Origin of the sequence: Erwinia aphidicola (assembly GCF_024169515.1) — a bacterium.
GTDB classification, from domain to species: Bacteria; Pseudomonadota; Gammaproteobacteria; order Enterobacterales; family Enterobacteriaceae; genus Erwinia; species Erwinia aphidicola.
In genome coordinates, this window is sequence record NZ_JAMKCQ010000001.1 from 1,840,766 (window position 1) to 1,866,245 (window position 25,480).

At 56.6% G+C, this 25,480-nt stretch carries 26 protein-coding genes; 14 read left to right on the top strand and 12 right to left on the bottom strand.

The annotated features are described in order from the left end of the window. The first annotated feature begins 27 nt into the window (after positions 1 to 27). Complete coding sequence (cysE, locus tag J2Y91_RS08525) at positions 28 to 849, top strand: serine O-acetyltransferase (protein WP_048914251.1); 822 nt, start codon at positions 28 to 30, stop codon at positions 847 to 849. Between the two features lie 37 nt (positions 850 to 886). Here cysE and trmL read toward each other — a convergent pair whose 3' ends face one another. From trmL to cpxR, 3 genes are read right to left on the bottom strand one after another with little or no spacing between them, the layout of a single operon-like run. Then, complete coding sequence (trmL, locus tag J2Y91_RS08530; RefSeq protein ID WP_133622303.1) at positions 887 to 1,360, bottom strand: tRNA (uridine(34)/cytosine(34)/5-carboxymethylaminomethyluridine(34)-2'-O)-methyltransferase TrmL; 474 nt, start codon at positions 1,358 to 1,360, stop codon at positions 887 to 889. 39 nt (positions 1,361 to 1,399) lie between these two features. Next, positions 1,400 to 2,779 (bottom strand): envelope stress sensor histidine kinase CpxA, encoded by a 1,380-nt coding sequence (cpxA, locus tag J2Y91_RS08535; RefSeq protein ID WP_048914253.1) that lies wholly within the window; start codon positions 2,777 to 2,779, stop codon positions 1,400 to 1,402. Beyond that, positions 2,776 to 3,474: an envelope stress response regulator transcription factor CpxR gene (cpxR, locus tag J2Y91_RS08540; RefSeq protein WP_048914254.1), complete on the bottom strand. Its 699-nt coding sequence runs from the start codon at positions 3,472 to 3,474 to the stop codon at positions 2,776 to 2,778. Before cpxR ends, cpxA begins: the two co-directional genes overlap by 4 nt. A 152-nt stretch (positions 3,475 to 3,626) precedes the next feature. Here cpxR and cpxP point away from each other — a divergent pair, with 152 nt between their 5' ends. From cpxP to J2Y91_RS08565, 5 genes are all read left to right on the top strand, one after another. Next, entirely contained in the window at positions 3,627 to 4,139 is a 513-nt protein-coding gene (gene cpxP / locus J2Y91_RS08545) for a cell-envelope stress modulator CpxP (protein WP_048914255.1), read from the top strand. Between the two features lie 130 nt (positions 4,140 to 4,269). Further along, positions 4,270 to 5,172 carry a CDF family cation-efflux transporter FieF gene (gene fieF / locus J2Y91_RS08550; protein ID WP_133622302.1) on the top strand — a complete coding sequence of 301 codons (903 nt, stop codon included), beginning with the start codon at positions 4,270 to 4,272 and terminating at the stop codon, positions 5,170 to 5,172. 210 nt (positions 5,173 to 5,382) lie between these two features. After that, the gene (pfkA, locus tag J2Y91_RS08555) at positions 5,383 to 6,345 is read left to right on the top strand and encodes a 6-phosphofructokinase (protein WP_133622301.1); all 963 of its coding nucleotides are present in this window, start codon (positions 5,383 to 5,385) and stop codon (positions 6,343 to 6,345) included. A 153-nt stretch (positions 6,346 to 6,498) separates the two neighbouring features. Beyond that, entirely contained in the window at positions 6,499 to 7,488 is a 990-nt protein-coding gene (locus tag J2Y91_RS08560) for a sulfate ABC transporter substrate-binding protein (protein WP_133622300.1), read from the top strand. A gap of 183 nt (positions 7,489 to 7,671) precedes the next feature. Further along, positions 7,672 to 8,427 carry a CDP-diacylglycerol diphosphatase gene (locus J2Y91_RS08565; RefSeq protein ID WP_133622299.1) on the top strand — a complete coding sequence of 252 codons (756 nt, stop codon included), beginning with the start codon at positions 7,672 to 7,674 and terminating at the stop codon, positions 8,425 to 8,427. Between the two features lie 61 nt (positions 8,428 to 8,488). On the opposite strand, the gene yhjD is transcribed toward J2Y91_RS08565, so the two are convergent. Continuing rightward, complete coding sequence (yhjD, locus tag J2Y91_RS08570) at positions 8,489 to 9,502, bottom strand: inner membrane protein YhjD (protein WP_048914260.1); 1,014 nt, start codon at positions 9,500 to 9,502, stop codon at positions 8,489 to 8,491. 53 nt (positions 9,503 to 9,555) lie between these two features. Beyond that, positions 9,556 to 10,455 carry a LysR family transcriptional regulator gene (locus J2Y91_RS08575; RefSeq protein WP_048914261.1) on the bottom strand — a complete coding sequence of 300 codons (900 nt, stop codon included), beginning with the start codon at positions 10,453 to 10,455 and terminating at the stop codon, positions 9,556 to 9,558. Between the two features lie 115 nt (positions 10,456 to 10,570). Here J2Y91_RS08575 and J2Y91_RS08580 point away from each other — a divergent pair, with 115 nt between their 5' ends. Then, positions 10,571 to 11,329 carry an SDR family NAD(P)-dependent oxidoreductase gene (locus J2Y91_RS08580; RefSeq protein WP_133622297.1) on the top strand — a complete coding sequence of 253 codons (759 nt, stop codon included), beginning with the start codon at positions 10,571 to 10,573 and terminating at the stop codon, positions 11,327 to 11,329. A gap of 161 nt (positions 11,330 to 11,490) precedes the next feature. Here the strand turns inward: J2Y91_RS08580 and J2Y91_RS08585 are convergent, their stop codons facing one another. Then, a complete protein-coding gene (locus J2Y91_RS08585; RefSeq protein ID WP_133622296.1) occupies positions 11,491 to 12,342 on the bottom strand; it encodes a PhzF family phenazine biosynthesis protein in 852 nt (283 codons plus the stop codon). Between the two features lie 111 nt (positions 12,343 to 12,453). On the opposite strand from J2Y91_RS08585, the gene J2Y91_RS08590 reads away from it, so the two are divergent. Next, positions 12,454 to 13,077 (top strand): glutathione S-transferase family protein, encoded by a 624-nt coding sequence (locus J2Y91_RS08590; protein WP_048914264.1) that lies wholly within the window; start codon positions 12,454 to 12,456, stop codon positions 13,075 to 13,077. A gap of 54 nt (positions 13,078 to 13,131) precedes the next feature. Here the strand turns inward: J2Y91_RS08590 and J2Y91_RS08595 are convergent, their stop codons facing one another. Beyond that, the gene (locus tag J2Y91_RS08595) at positions 13,132 to 14,583 is read right to left on the bottom strand and encodes an aminotransferase-like domain-containing protein (RefSeq protein ID WP_048914265.1); all 1,452 of its coding nucleotides are present in this window, start codon (positions 14,581 to 14,583) and stop codon (positions 13,132 to 13,134) included. A gap of 136 nt (positions 14,584 to 14,719) precedes the next feature. Between J2Y91_RS08595 and J2Y91_RS08600 the strand changes: the two genes are divergently transcribed. The 4 genes from J2Y91_RS08600 to J2Y91_RS08615 all read left to right on the top strand — a co-directional run bounded on the left by J2Y91_RS08600 (position 14,720) and on the right by J2Y91_RS08615 (position 18,703). Beyond that, a complete protein-coding gene (locus tag J2Y91_RS08600) occupies positions 14,720 to 15,310 on the top strand; it encodes a LysE family translocator (protein WP_133622294.1) in 591 nt (196 codons plus the stop codon). Positions 15,311 to 15,592: 282 nt separating this feature from the next. Continuing rightward, positions 15,593 to 16,315: a hypothetical protein gene (locus J2Y91_RS08605; protein WP_133622293.1), complete on the top strand. Its 723-nt coding sequence runs from the start codon at positions 15,593 to 15,595 to the stop codon at positions 16,313 to 16,315. A 36-nt stretch (positions 16,316 to 16,351) separates the two neighbouring features. Further along, entirely contained in the window at positions 16,352 to 17,542 is a 1,191-nt protein-coding gene (locus J2Y91_RS08610) for a cysteine desulfurase family protein (RefSeq protein ID WP_133622292.1), read from the top strand. Between the two features lie 3 nt (positions 17,543 to 17,545). Beyond that, positions 17,546 to 18,703: an MFS transporter gene (locus J2Y91_RS08615; protein WP_133622291.1), complete on the top strand. Its 1,158-nt coding sequence runs from the start codon at positions 17,546 to 17,548 to the stop codon at positions 18,701 to 18,703. Positions 18,704 to 18,753: 50 nt separating this feature from the next. Here J2Y91_RS08615 and mqo read toward each other — a convergent pair whose 3' ends face one another. Together mqo and J2Y91_RS08625 are read right to left on the bottom strand one after the other, a co-directional pair. Beyond that, entirely contained in the window at positions 18,754 to 20,349 is a 1,596-nt protein-coding gene (mqo, locus tag J2Y91_RS08620) for a malate dehydrogenase (quinone) (protein ID WP_133622290.1), read from the bottom strand. 286 nt (positions 20,350 to 20,635) lie between these two features. Beyond that, a complete protein-coding gene (locus J2Y91_RS08625; RefSeq protein ID WP_099753989.1) occupies positions 20,636 to 21,091 on the bottom strand; it encodes a carboxymuconolactone decarboxylase family protein in 456 nt (151 codons plus the stop codon). A 59-nt stretch (positions 21,092 to 21,150) separates the two neighbouring features. On the opposite strand from J2Y91_RS08625, the gene pdxR reads away from it, so the two are divergent. Continuing rightward, positions 21,151 to 22,587: a MocR-like pyridoxine biosynthesis transcription factor PdxR gene (gene pdxR / locus J2Y91_RS08630; RefSeq protein ID WP_133622289.1), complete on the top strand. Its 1,437-nt coding sequence runs from the start codon at positions 21,151 to 21,153 to the stop codon at positions 22,585 to 22,587. Positions 22,588 to 22,618: 31 nt separating this feature from the next. Here the strand turns inward: pdxR and tpiA are convergent, their stop codons facing one another. Together tpiA and J2Y91_RS08640 are read right to left on the bottom strand one after the other, a co-directional pair. Next, entirely contained in the window at positions 22,619 to 23,386 is a 768-nt protein-coding gene (gene tpiA / locus J2Y91_RS08635; RefSeq protein ID WP_048914271.1) for a triose-phosphate isomerase, read from the bottom strand. Between the two features lie 118 nt (positions 23,387 to 23,504). Next, on the bottom strand, positions 23,505 to 24,098 hold the full coding sequence (locus J2Y91_RS08640) for a DUF1454 family protein (RefSeq protein ID WP_133622288.1): 594 nt from the start codon (positions 24,096 to 24,098) through the stop codon (positions 23,505 to 23,507). 91 nt (positions 24,099 to 24,189) lie between these two features. On the opposite strand from J2Y91_RS08640, the gene J2Y91_RS08645 reads away from it, so the two are divergent. Beyond that, entirely contained in the window at positions 24,190 to 24,633 is a 444-nt protein-coding gene (locus J2Y91_RS08645) for a DUF805 domain-containing protein (RefSeq protein WP_048914297.1), read from the top strand. Here the strand turns inward: J2Y91_RS08645 and fpr are convergent. Continuing rightward, positions 24,624 to 25,370: a ferredoxin--NADP(+) reductase gene (gene fpr, locus J2Y91_RS08650; RefSeq protein ID WP_048914272.1), complete on the bottom strand. Its 747-nt coding sequence runs from the start codon at positions 25,368 to 25,370 to the stop codon at positions 24,624 to 24,626. The two genes, J2Y91_RS08645 and fpr, sit on opposite strands and share 10 nt — an antisense overlap. Between the last annotated feature and the right edge of the window lie 110 nt (positions 25,371 to 25,480).

Here is a 25,480-nt window from a genome sequence, read left to right on the forward strand (position 1 = left end):
GCGCTATTTTTTAATGGGGAGTGAGCCATGCCGTGTGTAGAGCCTGAACTGATCTGGGAGAACATCAAAACGGAAGCGCGTGCGCTGGCCGATTGTGAACCGATGCTGGCCAGCTTTTACCACGCCACTCTGCTCAAGCATGATGACCTGGGCAGCGCGCTGAGCTATATGCTCGCCAACAAGCTGGCTAATCCGATCATGCCGGCAATCGCCATTCGTGAGGTGATTCAGGATGCTTATCGTCAGGACCCGTCGATGATCATCTCTGCCGCCTGCGATATTCAGGCGGTACGCCAGCGTGACCCGGCGGTGGATAAATACTCCACGCCGCTGCTCTACCTGAAAGGCTTCCACGCCCTGCAGGCCTATCGCATTGGCCACTGGCTGTGGAATGAGGGCCGCCGTGCGCTGGCGGTTTACCTGCAGAACGAAATCTCCGTCTCCTTCGCGGTGGATATCCACCCGGCAGCGACCATTGGTCGCGGCATCATGCTGGACCACGCCACGGGCATCGTGGTGGGTGAAACGGCGATCATCGAGGATGATGTTTCGATTCTGCAGTCGGTCACCCTGGGCGGGACCGGCAAAACCAGCGGCGACCGTCATCCAAAGATCCGCGAAGGGGTGATGATCGGCGCCGGTGCGAAGATCCTCGGCAATATCGAAGTGGGGCGCGGCGCGAAGATCGGCGCCGGATCCGTGGTGCTGCAGCCGGTGCCGCCGCACACCACCGCGGCGGGCGTACCGGCGCGTATTGTCGGCAAGCCGGGCAGCGATAAGCCATCCATGGATATGGATCAGCATTTTAATGGCATGGTGCCGGGCTTTGAATTTGGTGACGGGATTTGATTTTGCGGGTCGATCGCCGATCGACCCCTACAGTTTATCAGCCTTTCAGTAACGCCCCTGCGTAATCTAACTGCCGCCACGCCTCATATACCACCACTGACACCGCGTTCGACAAATTCATGCTGCGGCTGTCCGCCATCATCGGAATGCGGATTTTTTGCTGTGCCGGCAGCGCATCGAGAATGCTGGCGGGCAGGCCGCGCGTCTCCGGGCCAAACAGCAGGTAATCGCCCGGCTGGAAGCTGACAGCGCTGTGGGCAGGGGTTCCCTTGGTGGTGAGTGCAAAAAGCCGCTGTGGGGCCTCTGAGGCGGCGAAAGCGTCATAGCTATCGTGATGCTTAATCGCGGTGAATTCATGGTAGTCCAGCCCGGCGCGGCGCAGCCGTTTATCATCCCACGCGAAACCGAGCGGTTTGATTAAGTGCAGTTGAAAGCCGGTATTGGCGCACAGGCGAATGATATTGCCGGTGTTCGGCGGGATTTCGGGTTCAAACAAGACGATATTAAGCATGAAAGCGGCCCTCAGGAACGAGGGCCGAAGGATAGCAAATTATTCGCTGTGGGTGGTATACAGCGGCAGCCATATCGTCAGGCGCAGGCCACCGAGCGGGCTGTCATCAGCTTTTGCCCAGCCGCGGTGCTGCTGAATGGCGTTATCGACAATCGCCAGCCCCAGCCCCGTGCCGCCGGACTCCCTGTCGCGCGCCTCATCGGTGCGGTAGAACGGGCGGAAAATTTGCTCACGATCTTCCGCGCTGACGCCCGGGCCATCGTCATCAACGTGGATAGTGATGCCTTTTTTATCAACCGCGAAGCTGACGGCAATCTTGCTGTGGGAGTAGCGCAGGGCATTACGCACGATGTTCTCAAAGGCACTTTCCAGCGCGTTCGGGTTGCCGTAAAGCGGCCACGGTCCCGGTGGGTAAGGCACTTCCAGCGTTTTGCCCATCTGCTCGGCTTCAAAGCGCGCATCTTCCAGTACGTCGGACCACAGATGATTGGCCTTAATCGCTTCGCTCACCAGCGCGTTCTTATGCTGAGTGCGCGACAGCACCAGCAGATCGTTGATCATGCCGTCCAGCCGCTGTGCTTCCATCTCAATACGCCCCAGCTCTTTACCTTCTCCGTGACGGCGGCGCATCAGCGCGGTCGCCAGCTGCAGGCGCGTCAGCGGGGTGCGCAACTCGTGGGAGATGTCGGACAGCAGTCGTTGCTGACCGGTCATCATTCGTTCCAGCGCACTGACCATCTGGTTAAAGCTGGCCCCGGCGGCAAGAAACTCCTGCGGCCCCGATTCCAGCTCCGGCCGCTGGCGAAGATTACCGGCCGCCACGTCATCCGCCGCATGTTTCAGCTTGCGCGCCGGTTTTGCCAGGCTCCACGCCAGCCACAGCAGCAGCGGTGAGCTGATTAGCATGGTAACAATCAGCAGCAGCAGCGGGCGGTCAAACAGCAGGTTGATAAAATCGAGCTGGGAACTGCCCGCAGGACGGATCAGATACAGCTGATAGTTATCTTCGCCATCGCGCACCGAAAATGGGCCAACCATCTCCAGCCGACCGTACTTTTTCTTCTGCGGATGATCGGAGTTATCGGACTGGCCGATAAAGTTACGGATCACCTGCATTTCATTATGCTGCGCGCCAATCACGCGCCCTTCGCTGGTCACCAGCAGCAGGCGTTGACCGGGCGGCGCCCATTTATCGATGGCGCGGAACAGCCTGCGCCACCACATTAAATCATTGGGCGGGTCCTGACTCAGCTCCGCCTCAACGTGCTGCTCAATCATCGTTCCCTGCCGCTGCTCGTTATCCAGCAGCGGCGTCATCTGACGGGAATCAAGCTTGGGCAGCATTAACACCAGCATCAGTACCAGTGCCAGGGTCAGCCAGAAAATGGCAAAGATGCGGGTGGTCAGGCTGGATATCATGTCGCGGACACCATCAGATAGCCGCGCCCACGCAGGGTTTTAAACCACGGATGGCCGTCCTTGCGCTCCGGCAGCTTGCGCCGCAGGTTGGAGATATGCATATCAATTGCCCGGTCAAACGGCGTCAGACGCTTGCCAAGCACTTCCTGGCTCAGGTGCTCACGCGATACCACCTGGCCGAGATGCTGGGCCAGCAGATACAGCAGCGTAAATTCCGTGCCGGTCAGATCCAGCGTGATATCTTCAAAGCTGGCCTCCTGGCGGCCTGGGTTCAGGCGCAGCATATCCACTTCCAGCGTCGGTGAGCTGTTGTCGTGCTGTTGCTGCTGTTCGCTCCAGTTGGAACGACGCAGGATGGCGCGAATACGTGCCACCAGTTCGCGGTCGTTAAAGGGTTTCGGCAGATAATCATCAGCACCCAGTTCGAGGCCCAGAACACGGTCCAGCTCGCTACCGCGTGCGGTTAACATGATTACCGGCGTCTGATGTTGTTGACGCAGCTCCTTCAGAGTATCGATGCCATTTTTCTTCGGCATCATCACATCGAGTAATAACAGATCCACAGAGCTGTCCAGTAGCGCCAGTGCCTGCTCGCCGTCACCGGCAACCAGCACGTTGAATCCTTCCATTTCAAGCAATTCTTTCAGCAGCGAAGTCAATTCGCGGTCATCGTCAACCAACAGGATTTTATTCATTTTTTATTGCCCTCCGCAGGCAAAATACCGTGAACTTATGCGCTCATTCCATGGCTTTACGTAGTTTTACACCCCCTGACGCATGTTTGCAGCTGTCCCCGTAGACTCAATCTCGTTGAATCGAAATACGGAAACCAACACGGGAGTAAACGATGCGCAAAGTTACCGCCGTCGTTGTCGTTCCGGCACTGATGCTTAGCCTCTCAGCTGCCTGGTCTGTCAACGCCACGACGACTGACGAGATGCATCAGGATGACCAGGCTAACCGCCCAGTGAGGCAGGTTCCACAAAGTCACATGTTTGATGGCATCAACTTGACGGAGCAGCAGCGCCAGCAACTGCGCGATCTGATGCAGCAAGCGCGTCACGATCGTTCTCCCATAAGTATTAACGATTTAGAGCAACTGCACGAACTGATTATTGCAGAAAAATTTGACGAAGCGGCTTACCAGGCTCAGGCGGAAAAGATTGCACAGGCGGAAGTGGCGCGCCAGGTCGAGATGGCCCGGATACGCAATCAGATGTACCACCTGTTAACGCCACAGCAGCAGGCCGTTTTGCAACAGAAACATCAGCAGCGCCTGCAAGAATTGCGCAGGCTAACGAATATGCAGCTGTCATCACCGCTGCAGGCAGCAAGCAGTACCGGTAGTAACCCGCAGTAACCAGTAACATAGTATCCCTGTTTTTCCTTGCCATAGACAATATCCCTGTCTTCCCCCACCATGATGGTGGGGGTTTTTTTTGCCCGAAAACCAGTATACTCAAAGGCACTGAATCGGGTGGGTAAACGCTATGAATGCAAACTATGCGCGCTTAGTTAACTCGGCAGCGCTGGCAGCCACGGCGTTGGCTTCGCTGCTGCTGCTGATTAAAATCTTCGCCTGGTGGTACACCGGATCGGTCAGCTTATTGGCCGCGCTGGTGGACTCGCTGGTGGATATCGCCGCCTCGCTCACCAATCTTCTGGTGGTGCGCTATTCGCTCCAGCCTGCCGATGCGGAGCATACCTTCGGGCACGGCAAAGCTGAATCCCTCGCGGCGCTGGCGCAAAGCATGTTTATCTCCGGTTCAGCCCTGTTCCTTTTTCTCACCGGTCTGCAACATCTCGCTTCCCCTGAACCGATGAAAGCCCCGCTTATCGGCATCATTGTGACGCTTATTGCCCTGTTTTCGACGCTGGTGCTGGTCACTTTCCAGCGCTGGGTGGTGCGTCGTACCCGCAGCCAGGCGATCCGTGCCGATATGCTGCACTATCAGTCTGACGTGGTGATGAATGGCGCGATCCTGCTGGCGCTAGGATTGAGCTGGTACGGCTTCCACCGCGCCGATGCGCTATTTGCGTTAGGGATTGGCGTATGGATTTTGTATAGTGCTCTGCGCATGGGTTATGAAGCCGTGCAGGCCCTGCTCGATCGCGCGCTGCCCGAGGAAGAGCATCAGGCGATTATTGATATCGTTGCCGCGTGGCCTGGCGTACAGGGCGCCCACGATATCCGCACGCGTCAGTCTGGCCCCACCCGTTTTATTCAGCTGCATTTGGAAATGGACGATCACCTGCCGCTGTACCAGGCTCATCAGGTAGCCGAACAGGTTGAACAGGCGATTTTACAAAAGTTTCCAGGTTCTGACGTGATTATTCATCAGGATCCCTGCTCCGTGGTGCCCGAGGGGCGTCAGGGGAATTTTCAGCTGTAAAACTTTTTAATTGAAATAGTGACTGCTTACACTGCGTAAAACGTGATGTAACGCAAAAAAAATAGCCGAATGTTGCCTGACCTGAATCAATTCAGCTGGCAGGGTTTGGTATACTATTGCCATTAATTGAGTCGCTTATCTCGCTCACGCACGTCGTTATGCTCCGGCGTCCAGAATTTAACATTTGCATCTACAAGTTCAGAGGTTGTCATGATTAAGAAAATCGGTGTACTGACAAGCGGCGGTGACGCCCCAGGGATGAACGCTGCAATCCGCGGTGTGGTTCGCGCTGCGCTCAGTGAAGGACTGGAAGTTTGTGGCATTTATGACGGCTACCTGGGCTTGTATGAAGACCGCATGATTAATCTCGACCGCTACAGCGTGTCCGATATGATCAACCGCGGCGGCACTTTCCTCGGCTCTGCACGCTTCCCGGAATTCCGTAATGAAGACGTGCGTACCGTGGCAATTGAGAACATGAAAAAGCGCGGTATTGATGCGCTGGTGGTGATCGGCGGCGATGGTTCCTACATGGGTGCCAAGCGCCTGACAGAGATGGGCTTCCCGTGCATCGGTCTGCCGGGCACCATCGACAATGACGTTGCCGGTACCGACTACACCATCGGTTACTTCACCGCGCTGGAAACCGTGGTTGAGGCGATTGACCGCCTGCGCGATACCTCCTCATCACACCAGCGCATCTCTATCGTTGAAGTCATGGGCCGCTACTGTGGTGACCTGACGCTGGCGGCGGCGATTGCCGGTGGCTGTGAGTTCATCGTGCTGCCGGAATATCCGTACACCCGTGAAGAGCTGGTGAACGAGATTAAAGCCGGCATCGCTAAAGGTAAAAAACACGCTATCGTCGCGATTACCGAGCACATCTGCGATATCGATGAACTGGCGAAATATATCGAAGAAGAGACCAAGCGCGAAACCCGTGCCACGGTGCTGGGCCACATTCAGCGCGGCGGTGCGCCGGTTGCCTATGACCGCATTCTGGCTTCCCGCATGGGCGCTTACTCTATCGAGCTGCTGCTGCAGGGCTACGGTGGCCGCTGCGTCGGTATTCAGAATGAGAAGATGGTGCATCACGACATTATCGATGCGATTGAGAATATGAAGCGTCCGTTTAAAGGCGACTGGCTGGAAACCGCCAAGAAGCTCTACTGATTTTCCCGTATCAAAGCAGGGCGCTGCAGGTCAGCGCCTTTCTTATGCGTAGCGTTATTCGATAAAGTTATTACAGCTAATTTTTAATTCTTTAATACATACTTCGCTTTGTGTCACGCTTCACGCAGATAAAAACCTTTGGGAGTGCGTGCAATGAATAAGTGGAGTGTGGGAATTACCCTGTTACTGGCCTCAACCAGCGTGCTGGCAAAGGATATTCAGCTGCTAAACGTGTCGTACGATCCGACCCGTGAGCTTTACGAGCAGTACAACAAAGCCTTTAGCGCGCACTACAAGCAGGAAACCGGCGATAATGTGGTGATCCGCCAGTCGCACGGCGGTTCAGGTAAGCAGGCGACCTCGGTCATCAACGGGATTAAGGCCGATGTGGTGACGCTGGCGCTGGCCTCCGACGTAGATGCCATTGCCGAACGCGGCCGCATTGATAAAAACTGGATCAAACGCCTGCCGGATAACTCCGCGCCTTACACTTCCACCATTGTTTTCCTGGTGCGCAAAGGTAACCCAAAACAAATTCACGACTGGCCAGATTTAATCAAACCTGGCGTGTCGGTGATCACCCCGAACCCGAAAACGTCCGGCGGTGCGCGCTGGAACTATCTGGCGGCCTGGGGCTGGGCGCTGGATCAGAACAAAGGCGACCAGGCAAAAGCCCAGGATTACGTCAAAGCGCTGTTCAAAAACGTCGAAGTTCAGGATTCCGGCGCGCGCGGCGCGACCAATACCTTCGTGGAACGCGGCATTGGCGATGTGCTGATTGCGTGGGAAAACGAAGCCTATCTGGCCGTCAACAAGCTGGGCAAAGACCAGTTTGAGATTGTCACGCCAGGCGAATCGATCCTCGCCGAGCCGACCGTTTCCGTGGTCGATAAGGTGGTGGATGAGCGCGATACGCGTAAAGTGGCCGATGAATACCTGAAGTACCTCTACTCCACGGAGGGCCAGGATATCGCCGCGCAGAACTTCTACCGTCCGCGCGATGCCGCCGTGGCGAAGAAATATGCCAGCACCTTCCAGCCGGTGAAACTGTTCACCATTGATAATAAGTTTGGTGGCTGGGCGCAGGCACAGAAGACCCACTTCGCTGAAGGTGGGACTTATGACCAGGTGATGAAGCGCTAAGCGTAATAAGCGCAATTCACTGAGGGCCGACATTGTCGGCCCTTTTTGTTTTCTCTATTTGATTTAAGTAATTAACGGTATTAAATAATTTCCGTTAACCGGTGCTCTACAGTTAAATTCGCATGATTTCCTGCCCCGCTTAGAATACATTGTGAGCGATACGAAGTCAGAGGTGTGAAAGAGATGTCGGGACGAAGGCGGTTTGTTATTGTGCTGGTGGTTTTAGGGGTACTGATAACCGTCGGATGTGCTTCTATGGCGCTGAATTTTCATAAAAATTCGGATGCGTTATGGAAAATCGTCAGCCAGCAGTGTATCCCCGGCCAGCAACAAAAAAATAATCCAGCTCCCTGCCGCCAGGTCAATATTCAGGACGGTTATGTGGTGCTGAAAGACCGCAACGGCCCGCTGCAATTTTTGCTGATACCGGTGGCGAAAGTGAGCGGAATAGAGAGCCAGAAATTACTCAACCCCGCCACGCCAAACTATTTAGCTGAGGCCTGGCGGTCGCGGCATTTTATGGAAGAGAAGCGCGGCGCGATGATTGATGACCGTAATTATGCGCTGACGGTCAACTCTCGCTGGGGCCGCACGCAGAATCAGCTGCATATTCATATCTCCTGCCTGCGCCCGGATATCCGGCAGCAGCTGGATGCGCTGGGCAAAACGCTCACCAGCCAGTGGCAGAGCCGGCAGCTGGGAGAGCACCAATACCAGGTGCGCAGCATCACGCGCGATGAATTTAAGCGTACCAGCCCGTTTATCCGTATTGCTAACGAGCTGCCTGGTGCCCGGGAAGAGATGGGCAGCTACGGCGTAGCGATTGCTGCACTGGGCGATGGCAAGAGGGTGCTGATGGTGGTGAAGCGCAATCTGCTGCTGCTGAATCGCGCTTCTGCCGAAGAGCTGCAGGATCACAGCTGCGCGATATTGAAATAACTTCTGGCGATTTTCTGTAGGGGTCGACCTTTTTTTCGGTCGACCCGCTATCAGCTCCGATTTAGGCTACCCGCTTATTCTGCTCCGGTTCCGGGTCATTTTTATACTGCGCGGTGGCAATCCACGCGGCGCAGAACAGCGTCAGGCGTGCAAAGAAATAGAAGAACGCCATCAGCCCCAGCACCGAACCGAACGCCGCACCGGAAGGTGAGGATGCCAGCTTCGGCAGCGTCAGGGTCATAATGAATTTAATCACCTCAAACCCGATCGCCGCCAGCAGCGTGCCGCGAAACAGCGCTTTTTTACGCGGCTTATGGCGCGGCAGTATCCAGAAAATCCACAAAAACAGCAGATAGTTGGCGAAGATAGAGATCGACAGGGCGATCAGCGTCATCGCCGGACGCAGCCACTCGATACCTTCCAGCCCCAGCGCCCGCACAATCGACGCCTGCGCTGAACCGGCAATTGAGGTCAGCGACAGCGTGATAATCAGCGCAAACACCAGCCCGGTCAGCGAGATAAAGTCACGGGTATATTTAAACCAGATTTTCTCCTGATCCTGTGGCGTACGTTCCCAGACGTCACGCGACTGCGCGCGGATCGCTTCACGCAGATTGCCCATCCAGCTAATCCCGGAGTAGAGCGCCACCAGTAAACCCGTCAGTCCGACGGTGGTGCGCTGCTGAATGGCGGTATTAACGGTACTTTTCAGCGTGGCGGCCAGCGCGGGATCGCTGATGCTGCCGACGATCTTGTTGATCAGCCCGGTCAGCAGATCCGGGTTTGAGGCCAGCACGAAACCGACGGCGGCAAATGACACCATCAGGATCGGGATCAGCGAGAGAAAGGAAAAATAGGTGATTGCCGCGCCAAACTGACTGCCGAGACGATCGTTAAAGCGCTCACCGGCGCGAATAAAGTGCGCCACCGCCGGAATAGCCTGGAACCAGCTAACCAGTCTTGAAACGTGGGAAATGGATTTATCGACCGTGTGATTGCCGGTTTTAATGTTGATCAGCGGCTTTTGTGCAGGCTGCTCTGGCTTCCGGGGATCGCGTTGTTGATTATCCGTCATAACTTCTTCTCTATCCTTTTAATGAACTGACGTGGTGAATTATAGCCTGCTGGTCAGGCAACGTAGCGTTTCAGGACCTGACTGAGCCATTCAATGAAAACCTGTACGCGGCGCGCCAGGTTGCGGCGATGCGGGTAAAGCAGCGACAGCGGCATGGGCCTTGCCGGAAAATAGGGCAGGATTTCGACCAGCTTTTTCTCCTTCAGCGCCTGAGTCACCCCCACGCGCGGCACCTGAATGATCCCCAGCCCGGCAATGCAGGCCGAACGGTAGGTTTCGGTGCTGTTAACGGTGATTACCCCGCCGGTCTTAATCAGCCTGGCGGTTTTGCCGTCGAAATACTCAAAGCCTTCCGGCTGGCTGCCCAGCTGTTGACTGTAGTGCACCATGGCGTGTTGGGATAGCGCCTCCAGCGTATTTGGCGTGCCGAAACGTGCCAGGTAATCCGGGCTGGCGCAGTTAATCAGCGGCAGATGCCCCAGCTGGCGTGCTATCAGGCCGGAGTCCTCCAGCGTCCCGACGCGTACCACGCAGTCAAATCCCTCGCGGATCACATCCACCCGGCGGTCGCTGCTGCTCAGCTCCAGCTCAATGCCTGGATAGTGCTGCAAAAACTCAGGCAACAGTGGGATCAGGTAATTACTGGCAAGGCTGACCGGCATATCCACGCGCAGGCGGCCGCTCAGAGTCGCTGGATCGTGCTGAAACAGGGAATCCATCTCCTCCAGCGTTGCCAGCACGTCGCGACAGCGCTCGAAATAGACCTGGCCATCCTGCGTCAGCTGCACCCGGCGCGTGGTGCGGTGCAGCAGGCGTGAACCGAGGCTGTTTTCCAGCGCCTGGATCTGGCGCGACAGGCTGCCTTTCGGCAAGCCCAGGCTGTCGGCAGCGCGGGTAAAACTCTGCATCTCTGCAACTCTGACAAACACCTGCATTGCGTGAATTTTATCCATTGTGGCGCTCATTGTTGTTAGTAATGGAACAGTGAAGCGTATCTCAGGACATTTATAGATCAGCCAGCAGGTAATATCCTCTTTTTTGTCCACAGCCAACTCCCTGGAGAAGAAAATGAGCCATAAAATTGCATTGATCACCGGCGGTAGCCGCGGTTTAGGCCAAAATGCGGCGCTGAAACTGGCGGAAAAAGGTGTTGATATCATTCTGACGTATCGTAACCAGCAGCAGGAGGCGCAGGGGGTGGTTGAGCGCATCAGCGCGCTGGGAGCGCGTGCGGTGGCGCTGCCGCTGGACGTGGGCGACAGCGCGACGTTCGTTACTTTTGCAGCAGAAGTGGAAAAACAGCTGGCAACGGTGTGGCAGCGTAAAAATTTTGATTATTTATTAAACAACGCCGGAACGGCGCTCTACCAGCCGTTTGTCGACACCACGGAACAGCAGTTTGACCAGCTGGTGGATATCCACTTTAAAGGACCGTTCTTCCTGACGCAGAAGCTGCTGCCGCTGATCGCCGACGGCGGGCGCATTCTCAATGTGTCGAGCGGCCTGGCGCGCTTTACCCATCCGGGATCCGCTGCTTATGCGGCGGTGAAAGGGGCGATTGAGGTGCTGACGCGCTACCAGGCAAAAGAGCTGGGTGCACGCGGCATTGCCGTTAATGTGCTGGCACCGGGAGCGATTGAAACCGACTTCGGCGGCGGCCGGGTACGGGATAACGCGGAGATTAACGCCTTGATCGCCTCGCAAACCGCACTGGGCCGCGCCGGGCTGCCGGATGATATCGGTTACGCCGTTGCCGCGCTGTTCAGCGAAGAGTGCCGCTGGATTAACGGCCAGCGTATTGAAGCGTCGGGCGGGATGTACCTGTAATAGCTGAAATGGCTGGCTGAGCGAAACGCCATCTGGCTGACCGAAAAAGAGGGTCAGCCACTACGGGGTGTGCAGTGATGCACGGATCGCTCTGCTAAACTGGCTGACCAAAAAAGAAGGTCAGCCACTACGGGGTTTGCAGTGATGCACTGGTCGTTCCGTTATATGCGGATGGTGCCATCAATCACCGTGACGGTCTGGCCACCAATCCAGATGCCATCGGCGCCGTAGCTGACGCTCAGGCGGCCAGCACGCTGCATCGCCGTCCCCTGGCGCACGCGGTAGTCCAGCTCCACGCCGCGCTGCTGGAAATAGCGGGCAAGGCAGGCGTTGGCGCTGCCGGTAACCGGGTCTTCCGTCACTGCACCCTGTTCAATCAGCAGGCCGCGCACCTCATACTGCTCTTCTGCTCCCTGAATTGGGCCAAACGGCATCACGCCATTGACCCGCGCCTTTTTTATCAGGCGGGCAAGCTCCACCGCATCCGGTTTAATCGCCAGCACCGCGTCTGCCGAGGTCATCGGCACCAGCAGCCAGCGAATACCCATATCGGCGATGGTGACCGGCAGCTGCTCCTCCAGGCTGTCGCTGTTCAGCGCGCTGCTGATGGGCGCATCGCTGAACGGGGTAAGAATGGCTTCCGGGGCGGCAAAGGCCAGCGCGCCGTCATCGCTAATCTTTACCTTCACCCGCCCAATCCCGCACTGCTGCACAATCTCACCCGCATTTTTTAGCGTGATGCCGGCTTCCAGCAGCGCGTGAGCCGTACCCAGCGTAGGGTGCCCGGCAAACGGCAGTTCGTAATCCGGGGTAAAAATTCGCACCCGATAGTCGGCAGCCGGGTCGGTGGCCGGCAGGACAAAGGTGGTTTCGGAGAGATGAGTCCAGCGGGCGATGGTTTGCATCTGCTCATCGCTGAGATCGCTGGCTTCCATGATCACCGCCAGCGGGTTGCCGTTATAGGGAGAGGAAGTAAAAACATCAACCTGTTTAAAAGCGCGTAATTGCGTCATAACTGTACCTGTTCAAGTTCTCAGACCGTGCGTCTGCGATTCGGGTGGCGGTTGTCAGTGCCGGTTATTATGGTATTAATAAAGCACGCTGGCTAAAAAAGTGACCATTTTATGCTTAAAATACTGGGACGTGCCTCATCGATTAACGTCAGAAAAGTGCTGTGGGTTTGCGACGAGCTGGGTATCAGTTTTCGCCGCGAAGAGTGGGGCGAAGGCTTCAAGTCGCCACAGGAGGCCGAATTTAAGGCGCTTAACCCTAACGCGCTGATCCCGGTGGTGATGGACGGAGACTTTATCCTGTGGGAGTCCAACACCATTATCCGCTACCTGGCGAATGCCTACGGTGGCGAAGCGCTTTACCCGACGCATCCGCAGCAGCGCGCCCGCGTTGACCAGTGGATTGACTGGCAGGCCACCGAGCTGAATACCGCCTGGCGCTACGCATTTATGTCGCTGGTACGCCACTCTGCGGCGCATCAGGACCCGCGCCTGCTGGCCGCCGCCTGTAAAGGCTGGTCGTACACCATGGGCATCCTTAACCAGCAGCTGGAGCGCACCGGCGCCTATGTTGCCGGGGAGTCATTCTCGCTGGCTGATATCCCCATTGGGCTGTCGGTCAACCGCTGGTATGAAACCCCGCTCGAACACGCCGAGCTGCCTGCGGTGCGTGCCTACTACGAACGGCTGACGGCGCGCAAAGGCTATGCCACCTGGGGCCGCAACGGTACGCCATAGGCAGCACCGTCCTTATCCTGCAGGGGTCGACCTTCTTCTTCGGTCGACCCGCGGTTAAATCCCGGCGGCAATCCCGCTCATCTCACAGGCCAGCGCACCGGTACGTTTCAGAGCCCAGGTATAACGCTCGTCAAACGGATAGCAGCAGGAGAGGCGCAGCGCGTGGTTACAGCGCTCGGACAGCGTGTAGAGCGCGCCTGGCGTCAGGCAGATCTTCTCCTGCAGCAGGCGGTGGAACAGCTCCACGCTGTCGACATTGCCCGGTAACTCTACCCAGAAAACAAACCCGCCGCTGGGCCGCGTGGCGCGGGTGCCCTGGGGGAAATGGCGGGCGATAATGCCACGCGCCTCTTCCAGCTGCGCAGCATAGCGGCGGCGCAGCGAGCGCAGATGATGGTCGTAGCCACCCGATTCCAGAAAGTGCCCCAGCGTTTCCGACAGCAGGCGCGATTCGGCCAGCGACGAGACCGCCTTCAGGCGCGCCAGCTGCTGAGCAAAGCGCCCGGCGGCAATCCAGCCGAGGTGGAAGTCCGGCGCGACGGTTTTAGTAAAGCTGGTGCAGTACATCACCCAGCCGCCTTCGTCGAAGGCTTTTACCGCCGGGGTTAGCGGCCAGCAGAACTGCAGCTCCGCATACAGCCCGTCTTCCAGCAGCGGCACCTGATACTGATTCACCAGCCGCGCCAGGCGTTTTTTCCCGGCCAGCGTCATGCTGCTGCCGAGCGGGTTCTGCGCATTCGGCATGGCAATCAGCGCCTTTATCCGCTTCTCCTGCAGCAGCAGCTCCAGCGCATCGAGCGACAGCCCGTACTGCGGGTCGGTGGGGATCTCCAGCACCTTCAGCCCGAGGCTGGCCAGCAGTGGAAACAGATAAAAATAGGTGGGTGTTTCCACCCCGACGCAGTCGCCCGGCTGAGTCACGGCACGCAGGCCGAGCTGCAGCGCCTCCATACAGCCATGCGTCAGCGTGACGTCTTCCGCGCTGATGGTGATGCCGAGGTCCATCGAGCGCCGGGCTATCTCACGGCGCAGGCGCACGCTGCCGGGCGGCAGGGCATAGCGGCCAATCAGCTGCGGCTCCCGGCGCAGCAGCGAGGCCATAATGCGGCTGATTTTCGCCGTCGGGAAGAAATCGCCGCTCTGCGGGCAGGCCAGCGAAATATTGGTGTAGTCACTGTGATTCTGCGCGGCAAACACGGCATCGATCAGATCGAGCTTCTCACGGCCTGGCGAACGCACGCTGCTGTGCTGAAAGGATTGCCGCGTCAGGGCCGGTAGCGCATCGCGCACGTAGTAGCCGGACTGGGGGCGCGCTTCAATCAGACCGCGATCTTCGAGGATGCCATAAGCGGTGAGTACGGTATTGACGCTGACCTGATGGATGCTGGCGCAGCGGCGAATGGCAGGCAGGCGGCTGCCCGGCATAAAGGTGCCCTGACGAATCGCCTCGGCAAGCGTTTCCGCCAGCTGATGGTACAGCGTGGCCTGCGGCTCGATAATGGACACAGTGTGCTCCTCGCGGAATGGGTACAGTTGCAAATATTGTAATTTGTACTCATTACAATAGCGGGTTTCTGCATCTGTTACCATTGCCAGGCGCTGATTACACTGGTCTCCTCATCTGAACAGCAGGATACCTAACATGCTCGATCCTTCATTTATCAGCTACGTCACCGTGATGTCGATTACGCCAGGCCCGAACAATATGCTGCTGGCGACTTCCGGGGTTAACTTCGGCATGCGCCGCACGCTGCCAATGGTCAGCGGCATTCTGGTCGGCTGTGCGCTGCAAACGGCGCTGGCCGGAGGGCTACTGGAGGTACTGTTGCAGTGGATGTCGGCGATTCGCCTGCCGCTGACGCTGGTCGGCTGCGTCTACCTGCTGTGGCTGTCGTGGAAAATCTACCGCTCCGGCGCGCCGGAGATGCGTGAGAAAGCGCGGCCGATGACGTTTATTGGCGGGGTGTTATTTCAGGCAGTGAACCCGAAAGCGTGGCTGATGGCGATAAATGTGGCGCTGATGTACACCGTAAACAGCACCATCCTGACGGTAATGCTCGGCTTTATGGCGCTGAACCTGCCGTGCATTTTACTGTGGGCAGCGATGGGCGATCGCCTGGGCAAGCATTTGCAGGTAGCGTGGAAATTGCAGCTGTTTAACAGCCTGATGGCGCTGTCGCTGCTGGTGACGACCCTGTGGATGCTGGTCGAAGCGTTTCAGATGGCGGCGTAATGTAGGGGCCGATGGTTTTTCCGATCGGCCCTTTGGAAATTACTTACCGACCACCGAATTCTGTGGTCGTATATTTAAATTGACTATTTACGTTTTTTTTCATGCTCATTGAGAACTTATCGGTATAAGTTTTTTTAAGAATGGCACGTTAAGGTAATGATGAATATTCCCGTTTAATATAGGTTAAATAGTTATCATCAATGTTATTGAAAGAGTGCTTGTTATTTCTGATGGTGTTTTATTATTTTCCGCTGATAAATCAATTATTATGGAGAAGATAGAATGGATAGGGAAGAGTCAAATATCAGTATTCTGGCAGGAAATTCACGCGTTTTCTTAGATGATGATCAAGTGATTAACGTTGAGGCACAGTTAAAAGCCTTTGAGGCAGCATTGCTGCTTGCGTCAAAGTGCCGTGAACTCAGCAGTAAGCGAATATTGCCAAAACTGTCAGTGGCTTTCGATCATCAAGGTATTTTTCGTATGCAGTTTCTGACAGAAAATCTTACCAACTCACAAAAGCGCCGACCCCGACTCAGTCACCTTCATCCTGATATACAAAAAGTCTTTCAACCCGTAGCGGAAAATTATCAAATTTCGCTGAGCGAGATTCAGGCCATTCATGAGGATTCGGCCCGGCAACATCTGGCGCATACACTGGCAACTGAAACGTTACCTGAAATACTTATTCAGCGAATGTTATCGGAGAGTAATTCCGAAAGTTTATTATCCCCTTCTGTTATCGACCAAAAAGCGTCAGCGCAACGGTTAACTTGTGCTGCCATCACGAAGGAATATTTCGAGCGGGCGTCTGGTCATGATAATACTCAGGGAGACTTCCTTGAGGTTTTTTTTGAGGATTCGCCCTGGTCAAGAAGTCTGGCTTATGTGCGCGGTCTCCAGTTAAGTCATCAATTAGGTATCTCATCGGCTATTCGTCTCAATCTGGTCAGTGATACGGGAGAGATCAGCCAGGGGGATATCATTTCTGCACCAAATGCATAAAGAAGATTATTATTTTTATAACTAAGGATAATCATTATGAATTGCAAGGACCGAGCAATATACCTGGATAATAATGCCACTACCCCTCTGGATCCCGTAGTATTGCAGGCAATGATGCCTTATCTGACGACTGATTATGGTAACGCAGCAAGCCACAGCCATGCATTTGGCTGGGAGGCGAAAAAGGCAGTCGAAAAGGCGAGAAAAGTCATAGCGGCAGCGATCAATGCGCCAAACCCTGCTGACATTATCTTTACCTCTGGTGCAACAGAGTCTATTAACCTGGCATTGTCTCTGCCAGAAAATAGCGGGCATGTCATTACTTCAACGATTGAACATAAAGCCGGGTTGGATAGCTGTGCCAGGCTCAATTCCCGAGGGATTGATGTTAGCTTGCTGGCGCCTCAGCTTGATGGCGTTGTCTCTCCTGAAGCTGTCTCCCGAGCTATCCGGGATGATACACGTCTGGTTTCGATAATGTCCGCCAATAACGAAATCGGTACTTTGCAGAAAATCGAAGAGATAGGTGAAATTTGTCAGCGGTGCAATATCCCTTTTCACACCGATGCCACGCAGGCGCTGGGTAAAGTCGCCTTCGATGTACAAAAGGGTCGTATTAGTCTGGCTTCATTCTCTGCCCACAAAGTTTATGGTCCAAAAGGTGTTGGTGCCCTGTATATCAACTCGAGTAATCCCACTATCAGGCTTTCACCCCTGCTTGTCGGTGGAGGTCATGAACGCGGCCTACGATCCGGCACGCTTAATGTTCCGGGTATCGTTGGTTTTGGACGAGCCGTCGAGCTAGCGGTTGATAACATGCCCGAAGAGACGGCGAGGATACGCGCGTTGCGCGATATGCTTTGCCAGTACATCCTCAACGAGATCCCTGAAGTAAAGTTCAACGGTAACCAGCACGAGTCTCTTCCTGGCCTGTTAAATGTCTCATTCGCGGGTATTGATGCTGACTCGCTCCTGCTTGAACTCTCGGAGTTTGCGCTCTCTTCCGGCTCCGCATGTACTTCTGCGCAGCGTGCACCGTCACACGTATTGCAGGCGATTGGGGTGAGTGATTCACTCTCACAGGCCAGCATACGATTTGGCCTTGGCCGTTTTAATCACGAGGATGAGATACGTTACCTCTGCCAGCGCCTGGGCGAGGCGGTAAAAAGCCTGAGAGCGATGACTCCTGCCTCATTTCACATCCCTAAAACCTACCAGGAGCGCTGAACTATGCGAAGTACATCGGCGCTTTATTTGTTTTTTGGTACGTTATTAATGGCAGGAGGCTATGGGGCCACCTTCCTGATCTCCGCCTGGTTTCGGTCCCACGGAGGCACTGATATTGAGGCTGGGGCCACACTCAGCATGGCTTTAGTCGGAACTCTGTTGGGCGTGCCGCTGGTCGGCTGGTTTGCCGGGCGCCTGGATGCCTCCCGACTGGCGGCACTCGCTGCTTTGGCGATGTCCGGTGGCTATCTGCTGCTGGGCAGCAGCGATCAACGCAATATTTTTCCTTCTATTGCCGCACTGCTGATTGGCCTTGGGTGGGGGATGTTTTATATCGGCGGACCAATGGCGCTTTCCGAACGCATTACTGATGCTGAGCGTGGGCACTGGTTTACCCGCTTCAGCGCGTTTCAGATGGCAGGAATTTGTGGGGGGCCAGTGGTACTGACCATACTGGTTGAGCAGCTGCAGGTGTCTCTGCAGTACGCATTTTTGCTGGTAGGAGCAACGGGGATTCTTGCTGCGCTCCTGCTGGCAATTTTTGGCAACAAAGAACCCGGCCCGCAAAGGGAGGTCAGGCTTCGGACATGGTTCAGAAAAATAACACGGCTTGCCGCCAGCAGTGCCGGCAGGCCTATTGTAATGGTCGGACTGGGAGGCTGTGTATTCTCTGGCATGATGTCTTTTCAGGGATCGCTGGTTGATGGAACCCGAGCCAGTGCCAGCACCTTCTTCATGGTACATGCGGTGACCGTGGTGATCGCCCGCTTATTACTCGCCCGCCGCTTATCTGTGCTGCCGCGCACTCCTCTGGTCAGTGTGCTGCTGTGTTGTATGACGTGTGGGCTGGTCTGCCTGCTGGGCATTCCACTTCACCCCGGTTTTCAGATAGCAGCAGCAGTGTTAACGGGAATTGGCTATGGGCTGGTGTATCCGGTGATACAGACCTGGGCGGTCAACGACTCGGCTCCTGCCGACAGACATGCGGCTCTGACCTGGTTCGTGGTGAGCTATTTTATTGGCATTTTTGGCTTTCCGCTGTTCGGGGGATGGCTGTTAGTGGAAGCTGGGAAGGTATGGTTTATCACGGCGCTGGCACTGATTGCGCTGCTTGAACTGGCGGCTGCGTTAATGGGCAGGCAACCTCTGGCGTCACGCTGAAAAATACCTCAAGGTCTGACGAAAGACCTTGAGGGTGGCTTATGCCGAATTTACTTACCGACCACCGAATCCACCGCAGTGACCGGCTCGTCGTTAGCGGCTGGCGCCATTGGCGTGTAGTCCAGCTGCAGAATGCGGCTGGTTTCGGCCAGCTCTTTCTCGGTCGCCGCGACGTTACCGTTCAGGCGCTGCCCATAGAAAGGAATAATCGCCTTCAGCTTGCTCTGCCATTCAGGCGTTGCCATCTGCTGCTTAAACGCTTTGCTCATCAAATCCAGCATGATCGGCGCTGCCGTTGAGGCGCCAGGAGATGCGCCCAGCAGGGCAGAGATGGTGCCATCCTCGGAGGTGACCACTTCAGTACCCAGCTTCAGCACGCCGCCTTTATCGGCATCTTTCTGAATGATCTGCACGCGCTGCCCGGCTTTCACCAGGCGCCAGTCGGCTTTCTCTGCCTCCGGGAAGTATTCGCGCAGTGCGCTGATGCGGTCGTCCGCGCTCAGCATCACCTGGCCGACCAGGTATTTCACCAGGTCAAAGTTATCCAGCCCCACGCGCATCATCGGCAAAAGATTCGACGGGGTGATTGAGCCGAACATATCCCACAGCGAGCCCTGCTTGAGGAATTTGGTGGAGAAGGTGGCGAACGGCCCGAACAGCAGCACCTGCTTGCCGTCCAGCGTGCGGCTGTCGAGGTGTGGCACCGACATCGGTGGCGCGCCCACGGAAGCTTTGCCGTAAACCTTCGCCTGATGACGGGCGACAATTTCCGGATTGTCGGTGACGAGAAACTCGCCGCCCACCGGGAAACCCGCGTAGTTTTTCGCTTCCGGAATCCCGGATTCCTGCAGCAGCGTCAGGGCTGCGCCGCCGGCACCGATAAACACGTATTTTGCATGGATCGTCTGCTGCTCACCGCTTTTCAGGTCGTAGACGCTGACCGTCCAGCTACCGTCGGCGGCGCGTTTGATCGCCCGCACTTCATGGCTGGTCTGGCGCTCGAAGCGCTCGCTTTTTTGCAGTGAGGCGATCAGCTGGCGGGTAATCTCGCCGAAGTTGACGTCGGTACCGGTCGGGATGCGCGTAGCCGCCACTTTCTGGCTGACGTCGCGCCCTTCCATCACCAGCGGCACCCACTGGCGGATCAGATCCGGGTCCTCAGAAAATTCCATGCCGCGGAACAGCGTGCTGTTTTGCAGGGCGCTGTAGCGGTTTTTCAGGAACTTTACGTTCTCTTCGCCCCAGACGAAGCTCATATGCGAGACGCTGGTGACAAAGCTTTTTGGGTTGCGCAGCACGTTACGCTGCACCTGGTGTGCCCAGAAACGGCGGGAAATCTGGAAGGCTTCGTTAATTTCCACCGCTTTTTTAATCTCGACCGAACCGTCGGCATTTTCTGGCGTGTAATTCAGCTCCATCAGCGCGGAGTGCCCGGTACCGGCATTGTTCCAGCCGTTCGAGCTCTCTTCCGCCACACTGTCCAGACGCTCTACCATGCTGATATGCCACTGTGGCTCCAGCTCTTGCAGGTAGGTACCTAACGTGGCGCTCATGACGCCACCACCGATTAGTAATACATCGACGTGTTTCTCTACTGCCAGTTTGCGCATGAGACGACATCTCCGTGTATTGAAGGAAATCAACATGTTAAGTAGAGTAACAGCGCTGAATCTTCTGGAATCAGTCGGACTGCCTCGCCCTTTCAGGATTGCAGATAGCGAAAAACCACCGATCTGATGCAGGTTTAATCGCGATGCAAAAGCGTCAGAAATATACCATTGTTACGGGCTAATTAAAAAAGTGTTTAAAGATTAAAAATGAGAATGATAGGGAAAATAAAATAAGTAACATTTATACGGGCCGTTGAACGGCCCGCTGCAATGTTGAAAATTCCACAGGAATTTGAGGGGTAACTCTCTGAACAGGAAGGGGTTAGTCGCGTGGGGCGCTGTCAGGTAATTTGCGCAGGCTGATGGCCAGCCGGTTGTAAGCATTCATCAAACCTATGGCAATCACCATGTCGCTAATTTCTTTGTCGCTAAATTCCGCTTGCACTGCGGCAAAAACCGCATCCGGCGCGTGAGTGGTGGCAATCAGCGTCAGAGATTCGGCCCAGGCCAGCGCGGCACCTTCACGCTTAGAGAACCAGTTCCCCGCCTCTTCCCACACCTGAGTGAGCACAATTTTGTCCCACGGCATGCCCGCTTTATGTAACGCTTTGGTGTGCATATCGATACAGTAAGCGCAGCCGTTAATCTGCGAGACGCGCAGGAAGATAAGCTCGATCAGTTCTTGTGAAAGGCCGCTCTGTGCGACGTAGCCGTAGACGCCGGCCAGCGCTTTCATTCCTGCAGGTGATGTGGCATTAAAGTCGATACGTTCACTCATTGTCTTTTCCTCTTAGCGGGTCAGGGCGTCATTTTTACCGGTTTTATGGGTAGCCGAAAGTGCCAGGAATTGACAAAAACAGTGGTCCATCGGGGCTGGATATTGCGTTAACACGCGATTCTACCCACTCGCTCAGCGAGCAGATCCGCAATGCGATCGGCCAGGCGGTGGAAGAGGGGCGGCTGACGCCCGGCGCACGGGTGCCTTCCTGTCGTGACCTGGCGGCGCAGCTCGGCGTGGCGCGCGGCACCGTGCGTGCGGCGTATGACATGCTGGTCGACAGCCAGCTGCTGGTGGCGAAAGGCGCCGCGGGCACCTGGGTGGCGGAGGTCACGCGCCCGCTGGCAACCCGTAGCCCGCAGCCTGAATCGGCGGTGCTGCCGCCGCTGGCGGATATCGTGCATGCCTTCGACAGCGTGCCGCTGACCTTTCAGATGGGCGTGCCGGCCGATGATGCGTTTCCGGCCAAGGTCTGGTCGCGCATTGTGACGCGCCACGCGCGTGAAATGGCGAGTAAGCCGACAGGCTATGCGGATCCGCGCGGTAGCCTGGCGCTGCGCCAGCAGCTGGTCAGCTATCTGTCGATGGCGCGCGGCATCCGCTGCGATACGGCGCAAATCATTATCACCAATGGCTATGCCGGGGCGCTCGGGCTGATTTTTCTCGCCCTCGGGCTGCGCGGGCAGCGCGTGTGGACGGAAGATCCGGGCTATCTGCTGGCGCGTAAGGCGCTGACGCTGGCCGGGGTCGAGAACGTGCCGTTGCCGGTGGATGAACAGGGGATCTTAGTGGCGGAGGGGCTGCGGCTGGCACCCGATGCCGCGGCGGCGCTGGTGACGGCCGGACAGCAGGCGCCGCTGGGAATGACGCTGTCGCTGGCGCGCCGCAGCGCGCTGCTGAGCTGGGCGCAGCAGTATAACAGCTGGATTATCGAGGATGACTACCTTGGCGAGTTACAGCTGCAGGGGCGTGCTGCCCCCGCGCTGGCTGCGCTGGACGGCGGCCGGGTGCTGCATATTGGCACCTTCAGTAAAAACCTTAGCCCGGCGCTGCGGCTGGGCTATCTGGTGGTGCCGGCAGCGCAAGCGGCGCATTTCTCTGAGGCGGCGGCGCTGATGGCGCCGGCATCCTCGTTCGTGCTGCACAATGCCGTTGCGGAGTTTATGCACGAAGGTCACTTTATGCGCCATCTGCGCCGCATGAAGCGGCTCTACAGCGAGCGGCTGGCGCTGATGCTGGCGGCACTGCTGCCGCTGTTCCCGCAGGTGCAGCGAGCGGGGCTGGCCGTGGTGATTGTACTGCCGCCGGGCAGCCGGGATACGCGCATCGCCCGCGAGGCGCTGGCATACGGTATGGCTCCCTCACCGCTGTCGGTGTGGTATCAGGCAGGTTCGCGCTGTCAAAACGGACTGGTGCTGAGCGTGACCAATATGCCACGAGAGGGGTTTGTACAGAGTGCAGAGCGGCTGAAAGCGCTGGTTGACGCGTTTGCTTAAACCCTGCCCCGGGAGGGGCAGGGGGAGATCATCAGGCTTTTTTCGCAGCGGCAGCTGCTTTAACGATCACCGCGAAAGCATCAGCTTTCAGTGATGCGCCGCCCACCAGGGCACCGTCGATATCTGGCTGAGCAAACAGCTCTGCCGCGTTTTTGTCGTTGACGGAACCGCCGTACTGGATGATGACCTGAGCGGCCACAGCAGCATCTTTCTTCGCGATATGGTCACGGATAAACTTGTGCACGGCCTGAGCCTGCGCTGGAGTCGCTGATTTACCGGTTCCGATGGCCCAGACTGGCTCGTAAGCCACAACCACGCCGTTGAACGCCTCAGCGCCCTGGCTGTTCAGCACGGCGTCGATCTGACGTGCGCAAACTTCTTCGGTTTTGCCCGCTTCGTTTTCAGCTTCGGTTTCGCCGATGCACAGCACCGGGGTCAGGCCAGCCGCTTTCAGCACGGCGAATTTTTTGGCGATCAGCTCGTCGCTTTCCGCGTGGTAGGTACGGCGCTCAGAGTGACCAATGATGATGTACTCTGCGCCAAGATCTTTCAGCATGTCAGCAGAAACTTCACCGGTGAAGGCGCCAGACAGGTTAACGTCGACGTTCTGCGCACCCAGAGTGATGTGGCTACCGGAAATGGCGTGTTTAGCCTGATCCAGATACATCACAGGCGGAGCAATCGCTACGCCACAACCATCAACGCCGCTCAGCTCGGTACGCAGACCGGCGATCAGCTCGTTGACCATCTGTTTGTTACCGTTCAGTTTCCAGTTACCCATAACTAATGGATGTCGCATTCTATCCTCCACGCTTTGAGAGTATTAAAGCTGCCAACGGGCAGCATTGTCTGCCAGACAGTATAGAGATCAAACATCGCAAAGGCTTTGCTTTTCGTCATCCTTTGCGCATCCGCTCTCAGGGGGCAGCCAGCGCCAGTTTCAGCGGCTCGACGGCAAACGTCAGCCCTTTTTCGCCATTATCAGCAACGATATAGCGCAATGCGCCTTCGGTTTGCTGGAAATATCGGGAGCCTTTACCCTTTGCCAGCAGGTCATTGACGCGCTTCAGGGACTGTTCATTGCTCAACATCGGTTCAAAATAGCGCACAAACGCGGCCATATACGCCAGGGCTTTATCGCGCGAGGCTTTTTGCTCCGGCCCGGGGATCGGTAGCCAGGTGATCTGCAGCGTTTTGACTTTGCCGGTGCCGTGCTCCAGTGCCGTTGAGGAGTAAAGATTTTCGTTGATCTTGCTGGCAGCACGCGTCAAATTGCTTTTGTCGCCGCTACTGTCAATGGCGCGATATTCACTTAACGGTAACGTTGTGTTGGCAGCATTATACTTTTCGCGAAACTGGCCGATAGTCATATCAAAGGTGGGAGAACCCGCCCGCAAATACGGGGCTGCCGGCAGATGTTCGGTTCGCGCCTGGGGCTCAGGCGCTGCGTGAGCCACCGCGAAGCTCATGGTGGTTAGCAGTGCAATCCCTGCCCATCGTGCATTCTTCATTTCATCGGCCCTAACCAGTAAACTCAGCTCAAGATTAAAACGGACAATGACCGGTAAAGTCAAAGGCACCTGGAACTCTGAGATAAAAATAATGACCTTACAACAGTGGTGTTTCTCTTTTCGTGGCCGGCTGGGGCGGCGCGACTTCTGGATATGGCAGGCCACCTGGCTGCTGCTTCTGGTATTGCTGTTTACGATTGCCGGTCAAGGCCTGGTCGACACGCAGACCGCCGCGTTCTGCGTGGTGGCGCTGCTGTGGCCGAGCAGTGCGGTGCTGGTCAAGCGGCTGCATGACCGCAACAAAGGCGGGCAGTGGGCGCTGCTGCTGGTGCTGGGCTGGATGCTGATGGCCGGGCACTGGGCCATGCTGCCCGGTGAGGCGCAGTGGCTGGTGGGGCGCTTTATCCCGACGCTGATCCTCGTCAGTATGCTGGTGGAGCTGGGAGCCCTTGCCGGCACGCCCGGCGATAACCGCTTTGGCAAACCGGCGCAGTCGGTGGCATTTCTGCGCCGGCGGGCGGTTGATTACCAGTAGTGCTCGCTGGTCATATGGCCCGGCTTGCGCTTGAGATGTTTACGCATGCCGCGCGTCTCCTTCAGCACCAGCTGAGTGTCGCGCACCATTTGCGGGTTGCCGCACAGCATGACGTGGCAGGTTTCGGCATCAATGGTCAGCCCGGTAGCGGCTTCCAGCTGGCCGCTCTCAATCAGGGCCGGGACGCGGCCGGTCAGTGAGCCCGGGCTCTCCTCGCGGCTGACCACGGTCTGGATCTGCAGCTGGCCGTTGTAGCGCTGCTGCAGCTCCTGCATCTGCGGCAGATAGCTCAGATCCTGCGCATAGCGTGCCGCGTGCAGCAGCACAATATTCTCGAAGCGCTCAAGCCCTTTACCTTCCTCCAGAATCGACAGATACGGGCCGATAGCGGTGCCGGTTGCCAGCATCCACAGGTTCTTACACTCGGGAATTTCGTCGATGACGAAGAAGCCCTGTGCGTCCTGGGTAATCATCACTTCATCGCCCGGTTTCAGCGCGTGCAGACGCGGGCTGAGCTTTCCTTCCGGCACCGTCACCAGGTAGAACTCCAGGTTCTCATTGCTGGGAGCATTGACGAAGGAGTAAGCGCGCACCACGCGTTCACCGTCAATCTCCAGCGACAGTTTTGCGTACTGACCGGCGGTGAAGGGGTCGATGGGGGCGTTGACGATCAGGCTAAATAAACTGTCGGTCCAGTCGATCACTTTACTGACGCGGGCATTGACCCAAACGGCCATAAAAAACTCCTTAATTCATTTGCGACATCATTGGCATCTCTGCGGCTATCTTCGCCAGCTGTCGCGACTTTTTCCAGCCGCTGGCCGATGCGAAAGCTCGTATCGACAAA